This is a genomic window from Hymenobacter sp. B1770 (assembly GCF_049896385.1).
Taxonomy (GTDB): domain Bacteria; phylum Bacteroidota; class Bacteroidia; order Cytophagales; family Hymenobacteraceae; genus Hymenobacter.
On sequence record NZ_JAFCUF010000006.1, the window covers coordinates 361,243 to 378,390 of the forward strand.

At 57.9% G+C, this 17,148-nt stretch carries 17 protein-coding genes, 1 tRNA gene and 1 pseudogene; 10 read left to right on the top strand and 9 right to left on the bottom strand.

Annotated features, from left to right (window positions below):
- Positions 1-136: 136 nt before the first annotated feature.
- The 3 genes from ACP7AJ_RS14465 (at position 137) to ACP7AJ_RS14475 (ending at position 4,649) form a co-directional block, all read left to right on the top strand.
- The gene (locus tag ACP7AJ_RS14465) at positions 137-1,171 is read left to right on the top strand and encodes a hypothetical protein (protein ID WP_426060919.1); all 1,035 of its coding nucleotides are present in this window, start codon (positions 137-139) and stop codon (positions 1,169-1,171) included.
- A 404-nt stretch (positions 1,172-1,575) separates the two neighbouring features.
- Positions 1,576-2,991 carry a S8 family peptidase gene (locus tag ACP7AJ_RS14470; RefSeq protein ID WP_426060920.1) on the top strand — a complete coding sequence of 472 codons (1,416 nt, stop codon included), beginning with the start codon at positions 1,576-1,578 and terminating at the stop codon, positions 2,989-2,991.
- A gap of 245 nt (positions 2,992-3,236) precedes the next feature.
- On the top strand, positions 3,237-4,649 hold the full coding sequence (locus ACP7AJ_RS14475) for a S8 family peptidase (protein WP_426060921.1): 1,413 nt from the start codon (positions 3,237-3,239) through the stop codon (positions 4,647-4,649).
- A gap of 132 nt (positions 4,650-4,781) precedes the next feature.
- On the opposite strand, the gene ACP7AJ_RS14480 is transcribed toward ACP7AJ_RS14475, so the two are convergent.
- On the bottom strand, positions 4,782-5,009 hold the full coding sequence (locus ACP7AJ_RS14480) for a CDGSH iron-sulfur domain-containing protein (RefSeq protein WP_426060922.1): 228 nt from the start codon (positions 5,007-5,009) through the stop codon (positions 4,782-4,784).
- A gap of 83 nt (positions 5,010-5,092) precedes the next feature.
- Positions 5,093-5,620 carry a GNAT family N-acetyltransferase gene (locus tag ACP7AJ_RS14485; protein WP_426060923.1) on the bottom strand — a complete coding sequence of 176 codons (528 nt, stop codon included), beginning with the start codon at positions 5,618-5,620 and terminating at the stop codon, positions 5,093-5,095.
- A gap of 116 nt (positions 5,621-5,736) precedes the next feature.
- On the opposite strand from ACP7AJ_RS14485, the gene ACP7AJ_RS14490 reads away from it, so the two are divergent.
- Positions 5,737-6,204: a hypothetical protein gene (locus ACP7AJ_RS14490; RefSeq protein WP_426060924.1), complete on the top strand. Its 468-nt coding sequence runs from the start codon at positions 5,737-5,739 to the stop codon at positions 6,202-6,204.
- A gap of 11 nt (positions 6,205-6,215) precedes the next feature.
- On the opposite strand, the gene ACP7AJ_RS14495 is transcribed toward ACP7AJ_RS14490, so the two are convergent.
- Entirely contained in the window at positions 6,216-6,683 is a 468-nt protein-coding gene (locus ACP7AJ_RS14495; RefSeq protein ID WP_426060925.1) for an STAS/SEC14 domain-containing protein, read from the bottom strand.
- A gap of 110 nt (positions 6,684-6,793) precedes the next feature.
- Here ACP7AJ_RS14495 and ACP7AJ_RS14500 point away from each other — a divergent pair, with 110 nt between their 5' ends.
- On the top strand, positions 6,794-7,417 hold the full coding sequence (locus ACP7AJ_RS14500) for a deoxynucleoside kinase (RefSeq protein ID WP_426060926.1): 624 nt from the start codon (positions 6,794-6,796) through the stop codon (positions 7,415-7,417).
- 189 nt (positions 7,418-7,606) lie between these two features.
- On the opposite strand, the gene ACP7AJ_RS14505 is transcribed toward ACP7AJ_RS14500, so the two are convergent.
- The 3 genes from ACP7AJ_RS14505 to ACP7AJ_RS14515 form a co-directional block, all read right to left on the bottom strand.
- Positions 7,607-8,281 carry a DUF2461 domain-containing protein gene (locus ACP7AJ_RS14505; protein WP_426060927.1) on the bottom strand — a complete coding sequence of 225 codons (675 nt, stop codon included), beginning with the start codon at positions 8,279-8,281 and terminating at the stop codon, positions 7,607-7,609.
- A 104-nt stretch (positions 8,282-8,385) separates the two neighbouring features.
- Positions 8,386-9,210: an MOSC domain-containing protein gene (locus tag ACP7AJ_RS14510; RefSeq protein WP_426060928.1), complete on the bottom strand. Its 825-nt coding sequence runs from the start codon at positions 9,208-9,210 to the stop codon at positions 8,386-8,388.
- A 132-nt stretch (positions 9,211-9,342) separates the two neighbouring features.
- On the bottom strand, positions 9,343-9,903 hold the full coding sequence (locus tag ACP7AJ_RS14515; protein ID WP_426060929.1) for a hypothetical protein: 561 nt from the start codon (positions 9,901-9,903) through the stop codon (positions 9,343-9,345).
- Positions 9,904-10,186: 283 nt separating this feature from the next.
- Between ACP7AJ_RS14515 and ACP7AJ_RS14520 the strand changes: the two genes are divergently transcribed.
- The 4 genes from ACP7AJ_RS14520 (at position 10,187) to ACP7AJ_RS14535 (ending at position 12,798) form a co-directional block, all read left to right on the top strand.
- Positions 10,187-10,259, top strand: a tRNA-Lys gene (locus ACP7AJ_RS14520).
- A gap of 375 nt (positions 10,260-10,634) precedes the next feature.
- Entirely contained in the window at positions 10,635-11,033 is a 399-nt protein-coding gene (locus ACP7AJ_RS14525) for a hypothetical protein (RefSeq protein WP_426060930.1), read from the top strand.
- Positions 11,034-11,069: 36 nt separating this feature from the next.
- On the top strand, positions 11,070-12,383 hold the full coding sequence (locus tag ACP7AJ_RS14530; RefSeq protein ID WP_426060931.1) for a PAS domain-containing protein: 1,314 nt from the start codon (positions 11,070-11,072) through the stop codon (positions 12,381-12,383).
- A 43-nt stretch (positions 12,384-12,426) separates the two neighbouring features.
- The gene (locus ACP7AJ_RS14535) at positions 12,427-12,798 is read left to right on the top strand and encodes a hypothetical protein (RefSeq protein WP_426060932.1); all 372 of its coding nucleotides are present in this window, start codon (positions 12,427-12,429) and stop codon (positions 12,796-12,798) included.
- Between the two features lie 354 nt (positions 12,799-13,152).
- Here the strand turns inward: ACP7AJ_RS14535 and ACP7AJ_RS14540 are convergent, their stop codons facing one another.
- Positions 13,153-13,875 (bottom strand): GAF domain-containing protein, encoded by a 723-nt coding sequence (locus ACP7AJ_RS14540; protein ID WP_426060933.1) that lies wholly within the window; start codon positions 13,873-13,875, stop codon positions 13,153-13,155.
- 517 nt (positions 13,876-14,392) lie between these two features.
- On the opposite strand from ACP7AJ_RS14540, the gene ACP7AJ_RS14545 reads away from it, so the two are divergent.
- Complete coding sequence (locus ACP7AJ_RS14545) at positions 14,393-14,755, top strand: hypothetical protein (protein WP_426060934.1); 363 nt, start codon at positions 14,393-14,395, stop codon at positions 14,753-14,755.
- A 248-nt stretch (positions 14,756-15,003) separates the two neighbouring features.
- Here ACP7AJ_RS14545 and ACP7AJ_RS14550 read toward each other — a convergent pair whose 3' ends face one another.
- Together ACP7AJ_RS14550 and ACP7AJ_RS14555 are read right to left on the bottom strand one after the other, a co-directional pair.
- Positions 15,004-15,948, bottom strand: a complete 945-nt coding sequence (locus tag ACP7AJ_RS14550) for an acetylornithine carbamoyltransferase (RefSeq protein ID WP_426060935.1) — start codon at positions 15,946-15,948, stop codon at positions 15,004-15,006.
- Between the two features lie 158 nt (positions 15,949-16,106).
- Positions 16,107-17,148, bottom strand: a pseudogene (locus ACP7AJ_RS14555) (carbamoyl phosphate synthase large subunit); the annotation flags it as partial.

Consider the following 17,148-nt stretch of genomic DNA (forward strand, 5'->3'; position numbering starts at 1 on the left):
AAATAAGAGCGTTAGAAGCGCGTCATGCTGAGCGGAGCCGGAGCATCTCTACTGCAACACTAAAATCAATTAGTCACGCAGTAGAGTGCTTCGGCTCCGCTCAGCATGACGTTTTGAATTTTCACCCATTGCCTTCATGGACATCTCCCGCAAAAAGCCGTCGTACCCCCTCACGCCCGAGCTGCGCCAGTACCTGCGCGCCTACGACCGGGAGGCCCCGCTGCCGGTAACATACGATGAGCTGCGGTATTTCAGCAGCTCCTATCCGCTGCTCGACCGCACGGGCAAGGACACGCTCTGGCAAACGGTGTTCTTCGAGCCTCAAACCCTGCGCGAGCTCAGCCAGGGCCTTACCGAAGTGTACGCGCTGCTGAAAACGGCCGGCGACCTGTCGTTCAGCGAGCACCTCGTGGCCGACCGCATCGATTATTGCCAGTTCGGCAATTCCAACCCGTTTCGGGTGCGCATCGTCAACCAGTTCAACGACAATTACGACTACTTCTACGTGAAGAAGGCCGACGCCTCGCGCCTCTACGGCCTGGAGCTGGAGCACCTGCTGTCGCCCAACTCCATGAACTTTCTGGTAACCGGCGATACCCTCATCGAAGAGCACATTGCCGGCATTCCAGGCGATGATTTCATCCGCCTGCGCCTCAGCCAGCCGCACATCAACCAGGTGCGCATAGCCAAGGAGTTCGTCAAGTTCAACGAGCGCTGCTTTGTGCGCCTGCTCGGCGACATGCGCGCCTACAACTACGTCATCGACGTCACGCCCGACTTCGAGGACGAGCAGTACCGCGTGCGGGCCATCGACTTCGACCAACAGAGCTACGAGGGCCGCCGCGTGATGTATCTGCCCCAATTCTTCAAGGACAACGCCGAAGTTGTGGCCATGTGCGCCCGCCTGCTCAAGCCCGAAACCCTCCGCCAGTACCAAACCGAAGAGCGTGCCCTCATGGCCCGCCGTGCCCGCGCCGAGCGCCACCGCCTCCGCGACCTGCTCGATGTGATGCGCCGCCACGAGCTGGCCCCGCCCAAAAAAGTAGCCCAACTCAAGGCCGAGCTCAACCGCTACCACAAAACCGAAGCCTTCGAAAAGTGCGACTCCATGGGCGACATCGTGCGCCAGAACCTTTGGCTCATGCTGGGCGCTGGGGCCAAACCTGTTTAATGAAACAGGCCGAGCTAGCCGTAGCCAAGGGTTGAGCATGTGAAATCATGCTCAAATACCCAGTTCAAATGCTTATTGTACTATTTCTACTTTGTGCTATTTGTTTGAAAATTGGCATTTTAATTTATGATACTAAAATACAATTATTTGTCTAACGGGTAAAAAATCAAAGTAGCTGTTTTAGGATTTTATAGAAAATATTTTTTAGGATTTATAGCGCAGTAAAATGATAGAAGTGAGTGTTTCATAATCACATACGTTGAAACTGTTTCATTGGAAATTTGATAATATTTGAGTGGTTTGTTATGAATTTGTTAATGATATGCAAAAAAAACGCATACATTGGAATCACAATTCAACCACAGCCAAATTTTTCAAGTCACCCCAAAAAAATTCAGCTACCTATGAAAAAAAAGTACAATGCCTTTACTGGCAAACCCCTCGTGGCTGCGGCCTTCCTTTCGGCCTTTGCGTTAGCCAGCTGCGAAAAAAGTGTCGAAGCACCTACTTCATCCGTAAGCGCCAGTGAGACAAACAGCGACGCCAGACAGTATGGTCAGCCGGGAGTTAATCATGTGGCCAACGAAGTATTGGTAAAGTTTAAGGCCGGTGCTTCGGCAACGGCTCGTGCTGCCGTGCTGGCGCGGGTTAAAGGCGAAGTTGCCGAACGCATCCTGACCAAAGCCATGGAGCGCGCCGGCGAAAGCGAAGCCCTCTTAGTAGTGCGTACCCCAATGGCTGCAATTGAAGCTTTGGGCCGTCTGCGCGGCGAAGAAGTGGAGTTCGTAGAGCCCAACTACATTTACCAGCACACGGCTACTTCCTCCGATCCGTACTTCACCAACGGCTCGCTCTGGGGCATGTACGGTGCCACTACCACGCCGGCTAACCAGTTCGGAAGCGGTGCCGCTGCTGCTTGGGCCGTGGGCCACACCGGCTCGAAGACAGTAGTGATGGGCGTCATCGACGAAGGCATCCAGGTTAGCCACCCCGACCTGAAGGCAAACGTGTGGACTAACCCCTACGACCCGGCCGACGGCGTCGACAACGACGGCAACGGCTACATTGACGACATCAACGGCTGGGACTTCGACAAAAATGACAACACCGTGTATGACGGGGGCACCCGCGGTGCCTACGACGACCACGGCACGCACGTGGCCGGCACCATCGGCGCTTCGGCCAACGCCGAAGGCGTAGCCGGTGTGAACTGGAACGTTACCATGATTTCCTGCAAGTTCCTGGGCAGCCGCGGCGGCACCACCGCCAATGCAGTAAAAGCCGTTGACTACCTCAACGACCTGAAGTCACGCCACGGCATGAACATCGTGGGCAGCAACAACTCCTGGGGCGGTGGCGGTTTCTCGCAGGCCCTGTCCGATGCCGTTTCCCGTGCCGAAGCCCGCAACATCCTCTTCATCGCAGCGGCCGGCAACGGCGGCAGCGACGGCGTGGGCGACGACAACGATGCTGTAGCCAGCTTCCCCTCCAACCTGCCCCAGGCTAACGTGATTGCCGTAGCCGCCATCACTTCGGCTGGTGCCAAGTCGTCGTTCTCCAACTTCGGTGCCACCACGGTCGACATTGGCGCTCCGGGCTCGGGCGTTTGGTCTACTACGGCCTTCAACACCTATAGCTCCTACAATGGCACTTCCATGGCTACTCCGCACGTAGCCGGCGCCGCAGCGCTTTATGCCTCTACCCACCCCGGGGCTACTGCTGCCACTATTAAAGCAGCTATCTTGGATAGTGCCATTCCCACAACTTCCCTCACAGGCAAGTGCGTGACTGGTGGCCGCCTCAACGTGAGCGGCTTCTAAGCAACGCTCTGGCTGGTTAGTTCTGACCTCATTATAAAAAACGCCTGCTGGATAAGCAGGCGTTTTTTTGTTTTACCCTTTTCTATAAATCCATGAGATAGACGCTGGGTTTTTGCCTCTAAAACGATGTTAGTTTATGATGGCTTGACAGTCTTATTAATTCTTAGAATACTGTATAAAATTTGTAACTTGATAATGGATGGGTTAGCCATCCGACTTCATTCCAAACTTATACTCAGCTGTCTATGAAAATCAAGTACAATGCCTTCACCGGCAAATCCCTCGCGGCTGCGGCCATTCTATCGGCGTTCGCCCTGGCGAGCTGCGAAAAAAATGTTGAGTCGCCCCAGCCCACGGCCGGCGAAGTCAGCAGCGAGGCCCACATTGCCGGCCAGCCCGGCGTGAATTACGTGGCCAACGAGGTTTTGGTAAAATTCAAAGCCGGTGCTTCGGCCACGGCCCGGGCTGCGGCCTTGTCGCGTGCTAAAGGCGAAGTTGCTGAGCGTATCCTTACCAAGGCCATGGAGCGCGCCGGCGAGAAGGAAGCTCTTCTCGTGGTGCGTACCCCCCTGGCCGCCGCCGAAGCCGTTGGCTTGCTGAAAGGCGCGGAAGTGGAGTACGCCGAGCCCAACTATATCTACCAGCACACGGCAGTTTCTTCTGACCCTTACTTCACCAACGGTTCGTTGTGGGGCATGTACGGCGACGCTTCGTCTCCCGCCAACCAGTACGGCAGCCAGGCTGCCGAGGCATGGGCCTTGGGCCACACCGGCTCGGCATCGGTGTTCATGGGCGTCATTGACGAAGGCATTCAATATGACCACCCCGACCTTGCTGGCCAGATATGGACCAACCCTAAAGACCCGGTTGATGGCGTCGACAACGACGGCAACGGCTACGTGGACGACATTCACGGCTGGGACTTCGATGGCAACAACAATTCCATCTACGACGGCGGCACCCGCGGCAGCCTCGACGACCACGGCACGCACGTGGCCGGTACTATAGGCGCCAAAGCCAATAACGGCGCAGGGGTAGCCGGTGTAAACTGGAACATCACCATGATTTCCTGCAAGTTTCTAGGCCGCCGCGGCGGTTCTTTGGCCAACGCTGTGAAGGCCGTGGATTACCTTACCGATTTGAAGACGCGCCACAGCATTAACATGGTGGGTAGCAACAACTCCTGGGGCGGCGGTGGCTTCTCCCAGGCCTTGTTCGATGCTATTAAACGCGCCAATGAGGCCAATATCCTCTTCATCGCCGCGGCCGGCAACGGCGGCAGCGATGGCGTGGGCGATGATAACGATACAACTCCTAGCTACCCTTCAAACTATGATTTGCCCAACGTTATTGCAGTAGCTGCCATCACTTCGTCGGGTGCCATTTCGTCATTTTCAAACTTTGGCGCCACCACCGTTGACATTGGCGCGCCCGGCTCGGGCGTGTCGTCTACCACAGCCTTCAACACGTATTCAACGTATAGCGGCACTTCCATGGCTACCCCACACGTAGCCGGTGGCGCCGCTCTCTACGCTGCCTCCCGTTCTGGCGCCACGGCTGCCGCCATTAAAGCGGCCATCCTAAACAGTGCGGTTCCTACCCCTTCGCTCTCGGGCAAGTGCGTAACTGGTGGCCGCCTCAACGTGAGCGGTTTCTAAGCTTTCTTAGCGGCTAAGAAATCTAGCCGAAGTAGCAATAAAAAACGCCTGCTGAGTAAGCAGGCGTTTTTTATTCAGGGGTAGAACGTTGATAAGCGATAGAAGAAGCGCAGCTTCTATGTTTCCAGCCAGTTAGACAGCCTTTGGTGCTGGCAAATCAAATGCCGTGGCGTCGTGCTCGAAATGGCCCTTGTGCGAGCCGTCGCAGAACGGCTTCTGGCTCGACAGGCCGCAGCGGCAGATGCTGATGCGCTGGCGGCCACCCAGCCCGTAGGGCTGGCCTTGGGCGTCAACTAGTTCAATGTCTTCGCCCTCCACGCGGAGGGAGCCATTGGAAAGAACGGTGAGTTTAATAGCCATGTGAGGAGTTATGAGGTTAAAAAGAAGAATACTTAAAGGATTTTACACAACAGGTGTGGAGCGCAAGAACAAGAAAAAATAGCCTACAGCGCTTTCCGCATAATGTAGTCGTTCATGAAATACGGCCCGATGGGCACGTCGACCTCCCGGTGCCGGGCAAAGCCGCGCCGCTCGTAGAAGGCAATGGCGGGGTTGTAGCGGTTCACGTTTAGGTCCAGAAACTGGCCGCCGGCTTCATGTGCGGCGTTTTCTACAGCCTCGATGAGGTGCACGCCCAGGCCTTGACCCTGGCGGGTGGGCAACACATAAATCTTGTGCAGCTTAAAGCCCGAGCCCCCGTCTTCTTCGGTTGGCAGGGGGCTGAAGGACGCAAAGCCAGCCGGCTCGCCGGCTACATAAGCCAGCAAAAACGAGTGGTGCTGCTCGGCCATTTGCCGCTTGAGGGAGGCCGGCGTGTAAATCACGCGGTACATGTAATCAATCTGCTCGCGCGAGATAATAAACCGGTACGTGGGCTCCCAGGTAGCCTCGGCCAGCTGAATAATGGTGGGGATGTCGTTGAGCGTGGCGGGCTCAATGCGCGGCGGCGCGGTAGGGGCGTCAGAAGTCATAAGCTGCAAAACACGAAATTGCGGCGAAAAAAACGAAACCGAACCGCCCGTTTGAATACGGTTGGCTCATTCCTTGCGTTAAAGCCCCTATTCTGGTTTTTCTTACTTCCTTCTTCATGAAATCTGCACCTTTCTTTTTGCTGCTGCTCGCGGGGCTGCCCTTCACCAGCTCCGCCCAAAGCTCGACCTCCGATAGCATGCGCCAGCGCGGCGAGCTCACCGGAGCCCGCCCCTCCGGCGATTTGTTGGCCCGGCCGGGGGCCCGAGCCCAGGCGGCTCCCCGCCGCGCCGATTCTGACCCCATTCAGCAGCACCTGCTGAATTCCGACGTGAACCTGGCCCGCGTGAGCGCCCACCAGCTGCCCGACCTCTACGAGCGGTTCATTGCCACCACCCGCGACGAACGCCGCAAGTGGAGCTACCAGGACTGGGACAACGCCGGCGTGGTGCTCGCCCGCCTCAACCAGCGCTACGAGCAGGTGCGCACAGAACTGCCCCTCGAAGAGCGCCTGCGCGTTCGCACGTTCCAGGGCGAGTTTCACACCCTGCGCGGTGCCCGGCAGGTAAAAGACAAGGTAGAGTAGCCAAGTAGCTCTTAATGCCTGGGGAATGGGGCCGCAGGGCGGCTGTTCCCCGGGCATCTTTGTTGCCGCAGCCATGCCATGGCCAGACCTAGGTCTTCGAATACCTCAATGGCCATGTGGGGGCGCAAGGCGTTGACGAAGGTTTGGCTGGCAAACCGATTTTCGCGGTTGGGCGAAAACACGTAGGCCATTGCCTTTACGCCAGCCTCCAAAGCCAGCGGCAGCCATTCGTACTGGAGCCAGGGCAAAGCCTCGCTCCAGTCGCCGCCGGTATCGCTTTTGTCGTTTAGAATGAGGGAATACGCAAATTGGTCGCGCCACTGGCTGCCCTGCTGCACGCCCTTTATGACTTCGGCACCTGTGAGGTGGCCATGCCAACGCACGCACAGCAGTCCTTCATCGGGATAAATAGTGTATTCGGCCAGCGCCGACCCTTGGTCATCCTTGAGGGCAAGCAGATGGGGAGGAGCGGTGTACATGGTAGAAGGGGTAGACTAAATATATACAACTGTTGATAAATAGGTTGTAATTCCGGCGTGCTGCTACCTTTGGGGTTCTGCTTTTCTCTCGTCTTTTTCGTTCGTAGCGCATGCACATTGCCATCGTCGGCAACATTGGGGCTGGTAAAACCACGCTGGCCCATAAGTTGGCCCAGCATTTCCGTTGGGAAGTATTTTTGGAAGATGTGGACGACAATCCTTATTTGAAGGATTTTTACCACGACATGCCCCGTTGGGCCTTCCACCTCCAGGTTTATTTTCTCAACGGCCGCTTCCGCCAAACCCAGCGCATTAAAGAGCTGCAAAAGGCCGGCAAGGGCATCATCCAGGACCGCACCATCTACGAAGATGCCCACATCTTCGCGGCCAACCTGCACGATTCCGGCCTGCTCGAAACCCGCGACTACAACAACTACTACGCGCTATTTGAGTCCATGATTGACCTTGTGGCACCGCCCGACCTGCTGCTCTACCTCCGCGCCGACCTGCCCAAGCTCATCAGCCAGATTGAGAAGCGCGGCCGTGACTACGAGAACAGCATCAGCATCGAGTATCTCAAAAACCTCAACGAGCACTACGAGAAATGGATTGGTACCTATAGTGCCGGCCGCCACCTCATCGTGGACGTGAGCGACCTCGACTACGTGCGCAACCCCGAAGACCTCGGTACCATCATCGACAAGATTAATAACACGCTTTTCGGCCTGTTTTAAAGGCTTAATACCTGCTAGCTTGCTATTCAGTAAAAGCCCCGCTTTCTGGTTCAGAAAGCGGGGCTTTTACTGTTGAAGAACGATGTACAGACGCCACACTTGGCGTCTCGGCGTCTGCGCCGTTTGGGTATCATTTCACCCACCGTTCAACGACGAGACGCCAAGGGTGGCGTCTCCACAGCCGTGGCCTCAGGTGGAAGGCAGCGCTTCGTTCAGAAAATCCACCAGCGGCCGCGCCGCCGCAATGCCCGCTACTACCTGCGCTACAAAACCAGGCGCCAGCACTTCCGCATCAGAATAGAAGCGGCCCGCACCGTAGGTTTTAAGCCGTAGCCAGGCCAAGTCCGGGTCGTCGGCCGCGTAGCCGCGAGGCGGCCGGGTGAGCTGCGGGCCCGTGGTGTCGAGGCCCGCCGAAAAGTGTTCAAGCAGTGCCGGAGCCTGCCGCCGCCGATGAAACTCCTCGCCGTTGTAATGAATCTCTTGCCGGATGGCCGCCAGCATGGCCGGGGTAGGGTGGAAGGTGCCCGCGCCCAACCAGCTGCGGCCCTCTGGCTGAATAGCCAGGAAATACCCCGCTCGGGGCGCGTGGCGGCCGCCCAGCTTTAGGCCGGCCCCCATGCGGCGCTTGTAGGGCTCCGGGTCGCGGTGGGCCCGGTCGTTCTTGTGGAGGCGAAACATTACATCGGCCGTGGTCAGGCCGGCCAGGTCGGGGTCGGTGGCCGCGGCTTGGGCTAATACCTCGCCAACGAGTTGGGTGCAGGCCGCACGGGCTCGTTGGTAGTCGGGGCGATGTTCGGCCATCCAAGCCGTGGTGTTGTTGGCCGCGAGCCGGGCCAGAAAGTCAAGCAGATAATCCAGTTCCATGCAAAAGCGGGGCGTTGAGCCTAGCTCAGCAGAACGCTGTCGTAGCTGCCGGAGTTGCGCCATTGGCCCGATTGGCATCGGCCGCATCGAAGCTAAAGCCAGTGCTACTTGTGGCTGAGTACAGTCAGGGCATCGCCTACCCGCAGGCGGCCTTTTCCCGCGCCGGTTACGTTCTGGCCAAACATGATGCTGTGCTCCACTTGGCGGTAGGTAGCCAGGGTGCGCAACGGGTCGCCCACGGGGTTTTTGGTAGCGCTTTGCTGGTCGATGGTGGTGAGCACGCACCGCCCGCAGCCCCGCACCGCCCTGAAAGACACCCCGCTAACTTGAAAATCCTCCCAGTTATCGTCCTCGTAGGGAGTGCCGCCGCCGAATACCAGATTGGGTCGGAAGCGGTTCATCGGGACGGGTTGGGCCAAGCGCGTGTTCAAATCAGCCAGGGCCGCTTCCCCAATCATTAGGAAAGGGTAGCCATCGGCAAAACTCACCAGTTGGCCTTCCGGATTGTGCTCCGGCTCCACGTCTCGACGCACCATGTCCGACATGTACACCAGGCGGCAGGGGCGGCCCAGGGCTTCGGTCAGCCATTCATCGGCTTGCGGCGTGCCCCGCCAGGCCCAAGCCATGTCATCCCAAATGGTGACGAACAGCGTGCGCTCTAGCGTGGCCTCGAAGGGAATGAACAGGGGCAGCAAATCGGGCCGCTGGCGGTGGGTAATCAGAAAGCCATTGTACGCCGGTGCGACGGATAGCAGGGCCATTTCCGGCAGCTGCCGCTGGGTCATGAAGCGGTTGCGTTCGTCTACCAGCAGCCAGCGCCGGTCGTGCTGCAGCCCGCGGGCCGTCACGTCGGCTTCGGCCACCGCGTAGCCGCCCAGGGATTTAACAGGATAAAGAAACAGGCCAGTAAGCGTGAGGGAAGCGGACATACCCACAAAAGTACCGGCCTGGTTTTATAAATAAGGTGGTGAAATGCTGAAATGATGAAGTGGCAGGCTTGAAATTTCAACCATGCGACTCAAGCAAATCAAACAGCAAGCCCACTATTTTACCCATTACTCCTACTCCACCACCAGCAAATCGGCTTCGCGCACAAAAGCTTCGCCTTGTTGCCATTTCACCCGGTACCAGATATCCTGGCGCCCCAGCACCAGCAGGCGGTCGCCGACGGCGGCAGTGCTTAGCCATGCTGCCCCTGCGCTGGGCCCGGCCATCAGGACCGCGCCGGAGCGGGCCACCAGCCCCGCGGGATTGGGCCGCAGGAAATACAGGTAGGCACCCAGCAGCCCAACGTACCCCGCATAGGCCAACCAGGCCCTACGCGGCCCCCGCCGCCACAGCAGCCAGATGGCGCCCACCACTGCGCCCCCCAGTAGCACCTGCAAGCCGGGGTAATAGTAGCGCTGGGCCTGCACGCGTACTTCCTGCTGCCACGTCATGGGGTAGCCCACCAAGCGGTGCTGGGCTGCCAGAGTAGCCAACTGCCGCCAGGTGCGCACACGCGGTTCCCGGGCATAAGCCAGGCTTAAGTACAGCAGGGTGGCCGGGTAGTGGCCCAACTGCTGCTGGGCGTACGCCAATTTCAACAGCAGTTCGGGCGAAGCCTGGCGTTTTTGCCACACTTGCCGCTTATAAGCCGGAATTGAAGCGACGTAATGGCCTGCCGCAAAAAGGGAATCGGCCTGCTGCAACGTCTCGATTGAGTCCGAAACAGATTTATTTAATAAATTATTTTGGGTCGGTTTTGCAGCCAAGACCCAGAGAGGCAGGACGATTAATCCCAGCAAAACCGTGCGTACAGAAAGAAAGGAGACTTTTTTTTGAATCAAGGTTGTGTAATTCGGGAGGTGCTTGTACTTTTGTGCCCACAAACAGGGTATCGCCCTTGTGAAGTGACAAGGTACCGATTCTGTAGCTCAGCTGGTAGAGCAGTACACTTTTAATGTACGGGTCCTGGGTTCGAATCCCAGCGGGATCACAACAAAAAGCCCCTGTAAGTTAAGTACTTGCAGGGGCTTTTTCATGCATACCAAGTTGATGCTGGTTTGGCCGCTCGGTTGGTTTTTACGGCCTGCTGGTTTCGTCCAGTTCCTTGATTCGGCTAGCCATCCGGCTTGCCCAAAGCTTTCGACTGGTTAAAAATGCGCGGGTGTCGAGCCAATATCAATGAAGCGGGATATGCAGCCCGTCCCGTTTCTAGTAGCTGAACCCTGCTATACAGAGTGGGGCTGCATCATGAGGTGCTGCTCTAGTTGTTGAACGGCGAGGCCAGGAGAAGCGACAACTGGATGCGTCAGGTCATCCCTGAACTTATGCCTCTTCCGTGCGTACTGTCTGCATATTACCACCATCCATGGCCCTGCGCACCCTATACGACGTTCCGACCCTGACTATTTCCTACGACTATAGCAACGACTGGCTCTACCTGGACTGGCACGGCGCCTTGGATGATGAGTCGGTGATGGCAGGTGCCCTTAAACTGTTGGAACTGCTGAAGCAGGAAAACTGCACCAAGGTGCTGAACGACAACACCCGCATTACGGGCTTGTGGGCTGACTCCGCCAAATGGGGCAGCGACGTATTCTTTCCGATGCTGTACGAGGCAGGGTGCCGGTACTTTTCGTGGATATATTCGCCGGAGCGCTACAGCCAGCTGTCGGCGCAGTTGGCCGTGGAACACACCACAGCGGGCATCACCATCATGACCTTTCAGAGCTTGGATACGGCTTCCGAGTGGCTGCAACGCATGTAGCTGGGCCATGTCTTTGCTAGTAACCCCGTAATTTTTATGACTCCTTCGATTTCCGCCCCCGGCACCTTTTATACGTTGTGGCAACTACCGGAGCATTACCTGCTCATGGCTCCGGACTACACCATTCTGGACGCCAGCGACCTGTACTTGGCCGTGACCTTTAAGCAGCGCGAAGCCATTGTGGGCCGGAATGTATTCGACGTGTTTCCCCGGGCAGACCAGAACGACTGGAAGGTGTTTACCGATTCGTTGGAGCACATACGGCAGCACGGCACGCCCCATACCATGCCCCGCATTCGGTACGACATGCAACGCACCGCCGAGCAAGGAGGCGGCTTGGAAGAGCGGTATTGGGAAACCACCAACTACCCCCAACTGGATGCGCAGGGCAACGTGCAGGCCATCCTGCTGAAAACGTGCGACGTGACGGAGCAGCACCGCGTCGAGCTTCGCGCCAAGGAGATGCAGCACGTTCTGCTGGAAAGCCAGGAGCGCTCAAATTTCATTCTGGAGGCATTACCGGTGATGGTCTGGACCACCCGCGCCGATGGCTCGTCGGACTATTTCAACCAGCGGTGGCTGACGTTTACGGGGAAAGGAATGGCGCAGGAGGTAGAGTTTGGCTGGCTTGAGGGCGTGCACCCCGAAGACCGGGAATCGGCCGGAGCCGCATGGCGCAAAGCATACGAATCGGGCACGGCGTACCAGACCGAGTACCGCCTGCGCAGCGCCGATGGCGACTACCGCTGGGTGTTGGCCCGCGGCATTCCGCGGCTTAGCGCGGAGGGCCACGTGAGCATGTGGGTGGGCTGCTCCGTGGACATACACGACCAAAAGGCGCTGGTGGCCGAGTTGCTGCAGGCCAACGAGGAGCAGGCGGCATTGTCCGACCAGTCGTACCAAGCGTTTCAATTGGCCCAGAGCCAGCGCGAAACTTTCTATAACCTGTTTCAGCAGGCGCCGGCGTTGGTGGCCATCGTGCGGGGCCCGCAGTATGTGTTCGAATTTGCCAATCCGCTCTACCACGAGCTATTCGCGACGGACGAAATAGTGGGACGAACGGTGCTGGACATTGTGCCCGAAGCCGCAGAACAAGGCTTCATTGCCCTGCTCGACCAGGTGTACCAAACGGGCGAGTCCTACTATGGCAAGGAAATGCTCCTGCAGTTGCACCGCCGCGCGACTGGCCAAATCGAGTCGCGCTACTTTGACTTTGTGTACCAGGCGTTCCGCGAAAACGGCGCGATAGTAGGCATTTTCAGTTTCGCCTTTGACGTAACCGAACTAGTAGAAGCCCGGCAGCAACTGCAGGCCTTTACCAACTCGGCTCCGTCCCCCTTAGCTTCCTAATGCAAGTAAGTGCGCCCTTTCCGACTTTACAACGCCCTTACCGATGGATATAAATACCCTTGATTTTCAGCAGGCCCGGATTAAACAAATTCTGTTTAAGTCGCAGCTGCGCTCGGTGCTGTACGGCGTTCGGGAGGCCGATGAAGCGCTGTTTTCTCCGCAGGGCAACGCGCTCGGGCAATGGCTGAACGCCGTTATCAAGCCCAAGTTCCCGCTACGACCTGAAATGCGGGAAGCCGAACGCCTGCTCCAGGAAATGCTCCGCGTGGGGCGCGAACTAGCCGCGCAGTACCGCCACGGCCAAATAGAGGAGGCCCGCCGGGGCCTGACGCAGATTGACCGGATTGGCGAGCAGCTAGTTGGCGCCGTGCAAAGGTTGGGTGCTGGAACAGAGCGTCTCGGAGCAGCCGCGTAGTACCACAGTAGTTTCGCCCTCCTACGGGAGTAGCCTAGCGGGGGTGTTACGTTCGGCTAGTACTGCCGACATAGGCGCCGGATATGTTTTCTTTTTGCTGACCTATCGAAACATATCGTAGTAGGGATGCGTCTGAGTCCTTCGTGCTTATAAAAGAAGGCGGCCGATACGCAGGTGCTACGAGCAGGGGCTTAAAAGCCGGCCTCATTTTGAGACATGAACAGGAGAAAAAAGCCCACGCAACGAATGCATGGGCTTTGTTGGTGATGGGGAGAGATGGGGCTATACCACCGATAGAGAAGCGGGGTGGCGTACTGATATGAAGCGGCGTCCGATGCTAGCCGGTGTTCAGAACTATAGCTTAAGCTGCTGAATGGCGGCCTTAATCTGGCGCTGCAGGGTTTTGGCCACGACGGCCGCTTCCTCCCGTTGTGAGACCTGATAGGCCAGTGCAGCGGGCGTATCGGGCGTATCTTCCCACTGCAGGAGTTCGGCCAGGGTGTCGAGACGGCTGATGGAAGAACCGATGGCGGCGTAGATGTCGGCCCACAAAGCCAGCGCGGGCGCCGAGGTGGTGGCCAAGACGGCCTGCAGGTCGAGCAGCAGCATGGCCACGTCGGCCAGTTCGCGCAGCAGCGCTACTTCTTCGGTCGCCAACAGGCGAGGCTTGCGGTCAATGACGCACAGAGTGCCCACAGATTCACCAGTAGCAGTTTGGAGGGGGGAGCCAGCATAGAAGCGCAGACCGAGTTCACCGACGGCGGTGGCGTTGATGAGGGTGCAGGGCTTGTTGACCAGGTCTTCGAACACGGTGGCTTCGTCGCTGAGTACAGCCACAGAGCAGAGGCTCTCGCCACGGGGCACCCGCTCGGGAACTTCTTCCAGGCCCACGTTGCCGCGAAACCAGACCGTGTCTGCTTCGACCAGCGAGACTAGGGCAATGGGTACCTGGAACAGCTTGCCAGTTAGGCGCACGAACTCGTCGAAAAAGGGGGCGTCGCCGGTTACACGGTAGGCTTGCAGGGCTGCAAGGCGCTGGGTTTCGTTGGGGGCAAGCAGGTGAGAAGAGGTCATCATAAAGCAAAAACGAAAGGAGGCCGAAAGTGCCGTTGCACACCCAGCCGAACTAAGTTAAACATGTGCTTTGCCCTTGGCGTTCCGCTAGCACCGGCATGCAGAAGGCAGAGCGCTGTCCTGTAGAGCGAAACAATCAACGGTGCTAAGAGCGGTTCCTGGGTGGCTGCGGCTTCACGCTACTCAAGGGCGTCGGATTCCATACCAGCGAGGCCGACGCGGGCCTGTTTAAGGTAACCGCGCTGGTGGTGCTGCTCAAAATGCGGCACCTCAGCCGCGCCGGCGTATTGGGGTTTGAGGTTGGTTTCTACCCACTAGTGCAGGTGATTTGCCAGCAGGGCGTGGGACAGGCACTGGTACTTAACGCAGGAGGAAGCCAGGGAGGACATCGGTAAGAAGACGAAAGCAGAGCGGTAGCATGTGCTTATCAGGACAAAATTAAGCGCGAAAACGTAACTCAAAGCAGTCGCATAGCTGCTTGAGGGCCTGCCAGCCAAGCCTACTGCTTAGTTGCACTCCTGTGTCCGATAATTTCCTTGCTACTACCCTGTATTTTCACAACGCGCCGGGTTGGTTTGAGCTGGTTTTAGATGTCTGCGTGCCCATGACTTGGCAACCAGCTGCAATGGGCAGCGCGTACCTGCGCGCCTTGTATGAGCACGTCCTGCACCTGCTCCAACGCTCGGGACTGACCAAAACCCTCATCGACCAAAAGCCCCGTTACCTGAATCAGAACCACCAAAAGCTGAAGTTGCAGGACCTAGCCGCCATTGTCATGGACGAGATTGAGCTGCGCCTAGCCGCCCGTACCACCGTGGCAGCCAGCACGCGCCGGGGTGCGGAGCTAGAGCAGGAATTAAAGGAGGCTAAAAAGCAAGCATAGCCAGTCCAATCCCAAGCCGAGGTTCCGCCTTCTGCCTTCACAAGAAGGCATGGGATTCGGGCCCCAGTGCCTCGCAAGGGCGCGTCCGTGTTCCCGAAAGTCAGCGCCTACTCTAGGGGGCGTGTGCTTTGGAACGGTTTTATGAGGCTCTTCCTGAACCTGTTTTTAAGAACAGCCCAATAACAACACACAGCGGCCCTGCAGAAATAGCTTCTGCAGGGCCGCTGTGTTCTATTTAAGAAGTATCGTTACTTCAGCAACTCGTGTAGCACGGTTTGCATGGAGAAGGTGCGGTTGCCGGCTTCCTGAATGATGAGCGAGCCGGGTGAGTCGAGCACGGCATCGGACACTTCCACGTTGCGGCGCACGGGCAGGCAATGCAGAAACTTGGCCCTGTCGGTGTAGGACATGTGGAGAGGCGTGAGCATCCAGTCTGGGTTGTTGGTGAGCACTTGGCCGTAGTCGCGGTAGCTGCTCCAGTTTTTGGCTTGCACGTAGTCGGCGCCTTCCAGGGCTTTCTTTTGGTCGTATTCGATGCGGGCGCCTTTGGTGAATTTGGGGTCCAACTCGTAGCCTTCGGGGTGGGTGATGACAAAGTCGACCCAGTCGATTTCGGAAAACCAGTCGCAAAAGGAATTGGGCACGCACTGGGGCAGGGCGCGCACGTGCGGGGCCCAGGTAAGCACCACTTTCACGCGTTGCTTCTGCTTGGTTTCGGCCACGGTAATCAGGTCGGCGAACGACTGCAGGGGATGCAGGGTGGCGCTTTCCAGGCTGATGACGGGCACGGTGGCGTATTGCAGAATCTTATTGAACACTGCTTCCTCGTAGTCTTCGGCTTTATCCTTGAGGGTGGGGAAGGTGCGCACGCCCAGCACGTCGCAGTATTCACTCATCACCGCAATGGCGTCCTTGATGTGTTCCTGCGTGCCGCCGTTCATCACCGCGCCATCGGCCATTTCCAGGGTCCAAGAATCGGCACCGGCGTTGAGCACCCAAGCCTGGGCGCCCAGGTTGTAGGCCGCTTTCACGGAGCTTAGGCGGGTGCGCAAGCTGGGGTTGAAGAAGATGAGGCCGACGGTTTTGTTGCGCCCGATGTGCTGATAGCCGTAGGGATTGGCTTTGATTTCCAGCGCTTGTTGAAGCAGGGCATTGTAGTCGCCGGCATCGGCGAAGGATGTGAAGTTTTTCATAGAGGCGGTTTGGAGAGGAATTAAGAACGTCATGCTGAGCGCAGCCGAAGCATCTCTACCTCAATTGTAACTCCAATTGTTCAACGGAGCGGTAGAGATGCTTCGGCTGCGCTCAGCATGACGTTCTTTTTGTTTTTCTTACGCTGTTGTTCTGCTAATTACATTGCCTTGTACTCGTTCCAGCTCTTAATCTTCAAGTCCTTCATTTCCAGGGTGCAGAAGGCCTGGATGAAGGCCTTGGCCAGCCGCGCGTTCGTCAGCAGGCCCACGCCGAAGTCCACGGCCGTGCGGCGGATGTTGTAGTCGTTGTCCAGCTCGCCTTTCGAGAGGTTTTTGGGGATGTTGATGACCAGGTCGATTTTCTTTTCCTTCAGGTACGTCAGCACGTTGGGCTCCTGCGGTTCGTCGGGCCAGAAGAGCAGGCTGCTGGGGATGCCGTTTTCGGCGAAGAAGCGGTGCGTGCCCTGCGTGGCGTACAGGGCGTAGCCCTTCTTGACGAGCAGCTCCGTGGCCGAGAGCAGGGCCACTTTCGACTTGAGGGGCCCGCCGGAAATCAGCACCGAGCGGTGCGGGATTTTGTAGCCCACGCTCAGCATCGATTTGAGCAGCGCTTCCTCGGCCGTGTCGCCCAGGCAGCCCACTTCGCCCGTGCTCACCATGTCGACGCGCAGCACCGGGTCGGCGCCGGGCAGGCGGGTGAAGGAGAACTGCGGGGCCTTCACCCCCACGAAGGGCAGGTCGTAGACCCGCTCGCTTTCGTCGCGCGCCACCTCTTTGCCCAGCAGCACCTGCGTGGCCTTTTGGATGAGGTTGTTGCCCGAGACCTTCGAGACGAACGGGTAGCTGCGCGAGGCGCGCAGGTTGCACTCAATCACGCTGATGGCCCCGTTCTTTTCCAGGAACTGGATGTTGAACGGGCCGCTGATGGCGTAGCGCCGGGCAATCTTTTCGGCGATGATTTTCAGCTTGCGGATGGTGCCCACGTACACCTTCTGGGGCGGGTAGTACATGGTGGCGTCGCCGGAGTGCACGCCGGCAAACTCCACGTGCTCGGAAATGGCGTAGCTCACGATGGCGCCCCGGTCGGCGACGGCATCCAGCTCGATTTCCTTGGCTTCCTGGATGAACTCCGACACCACCACCGGGTACTCGGCGCTCACGGCCACGGCGGTTTGCAGGAAGGCCTCCAGTTCAAAGTGG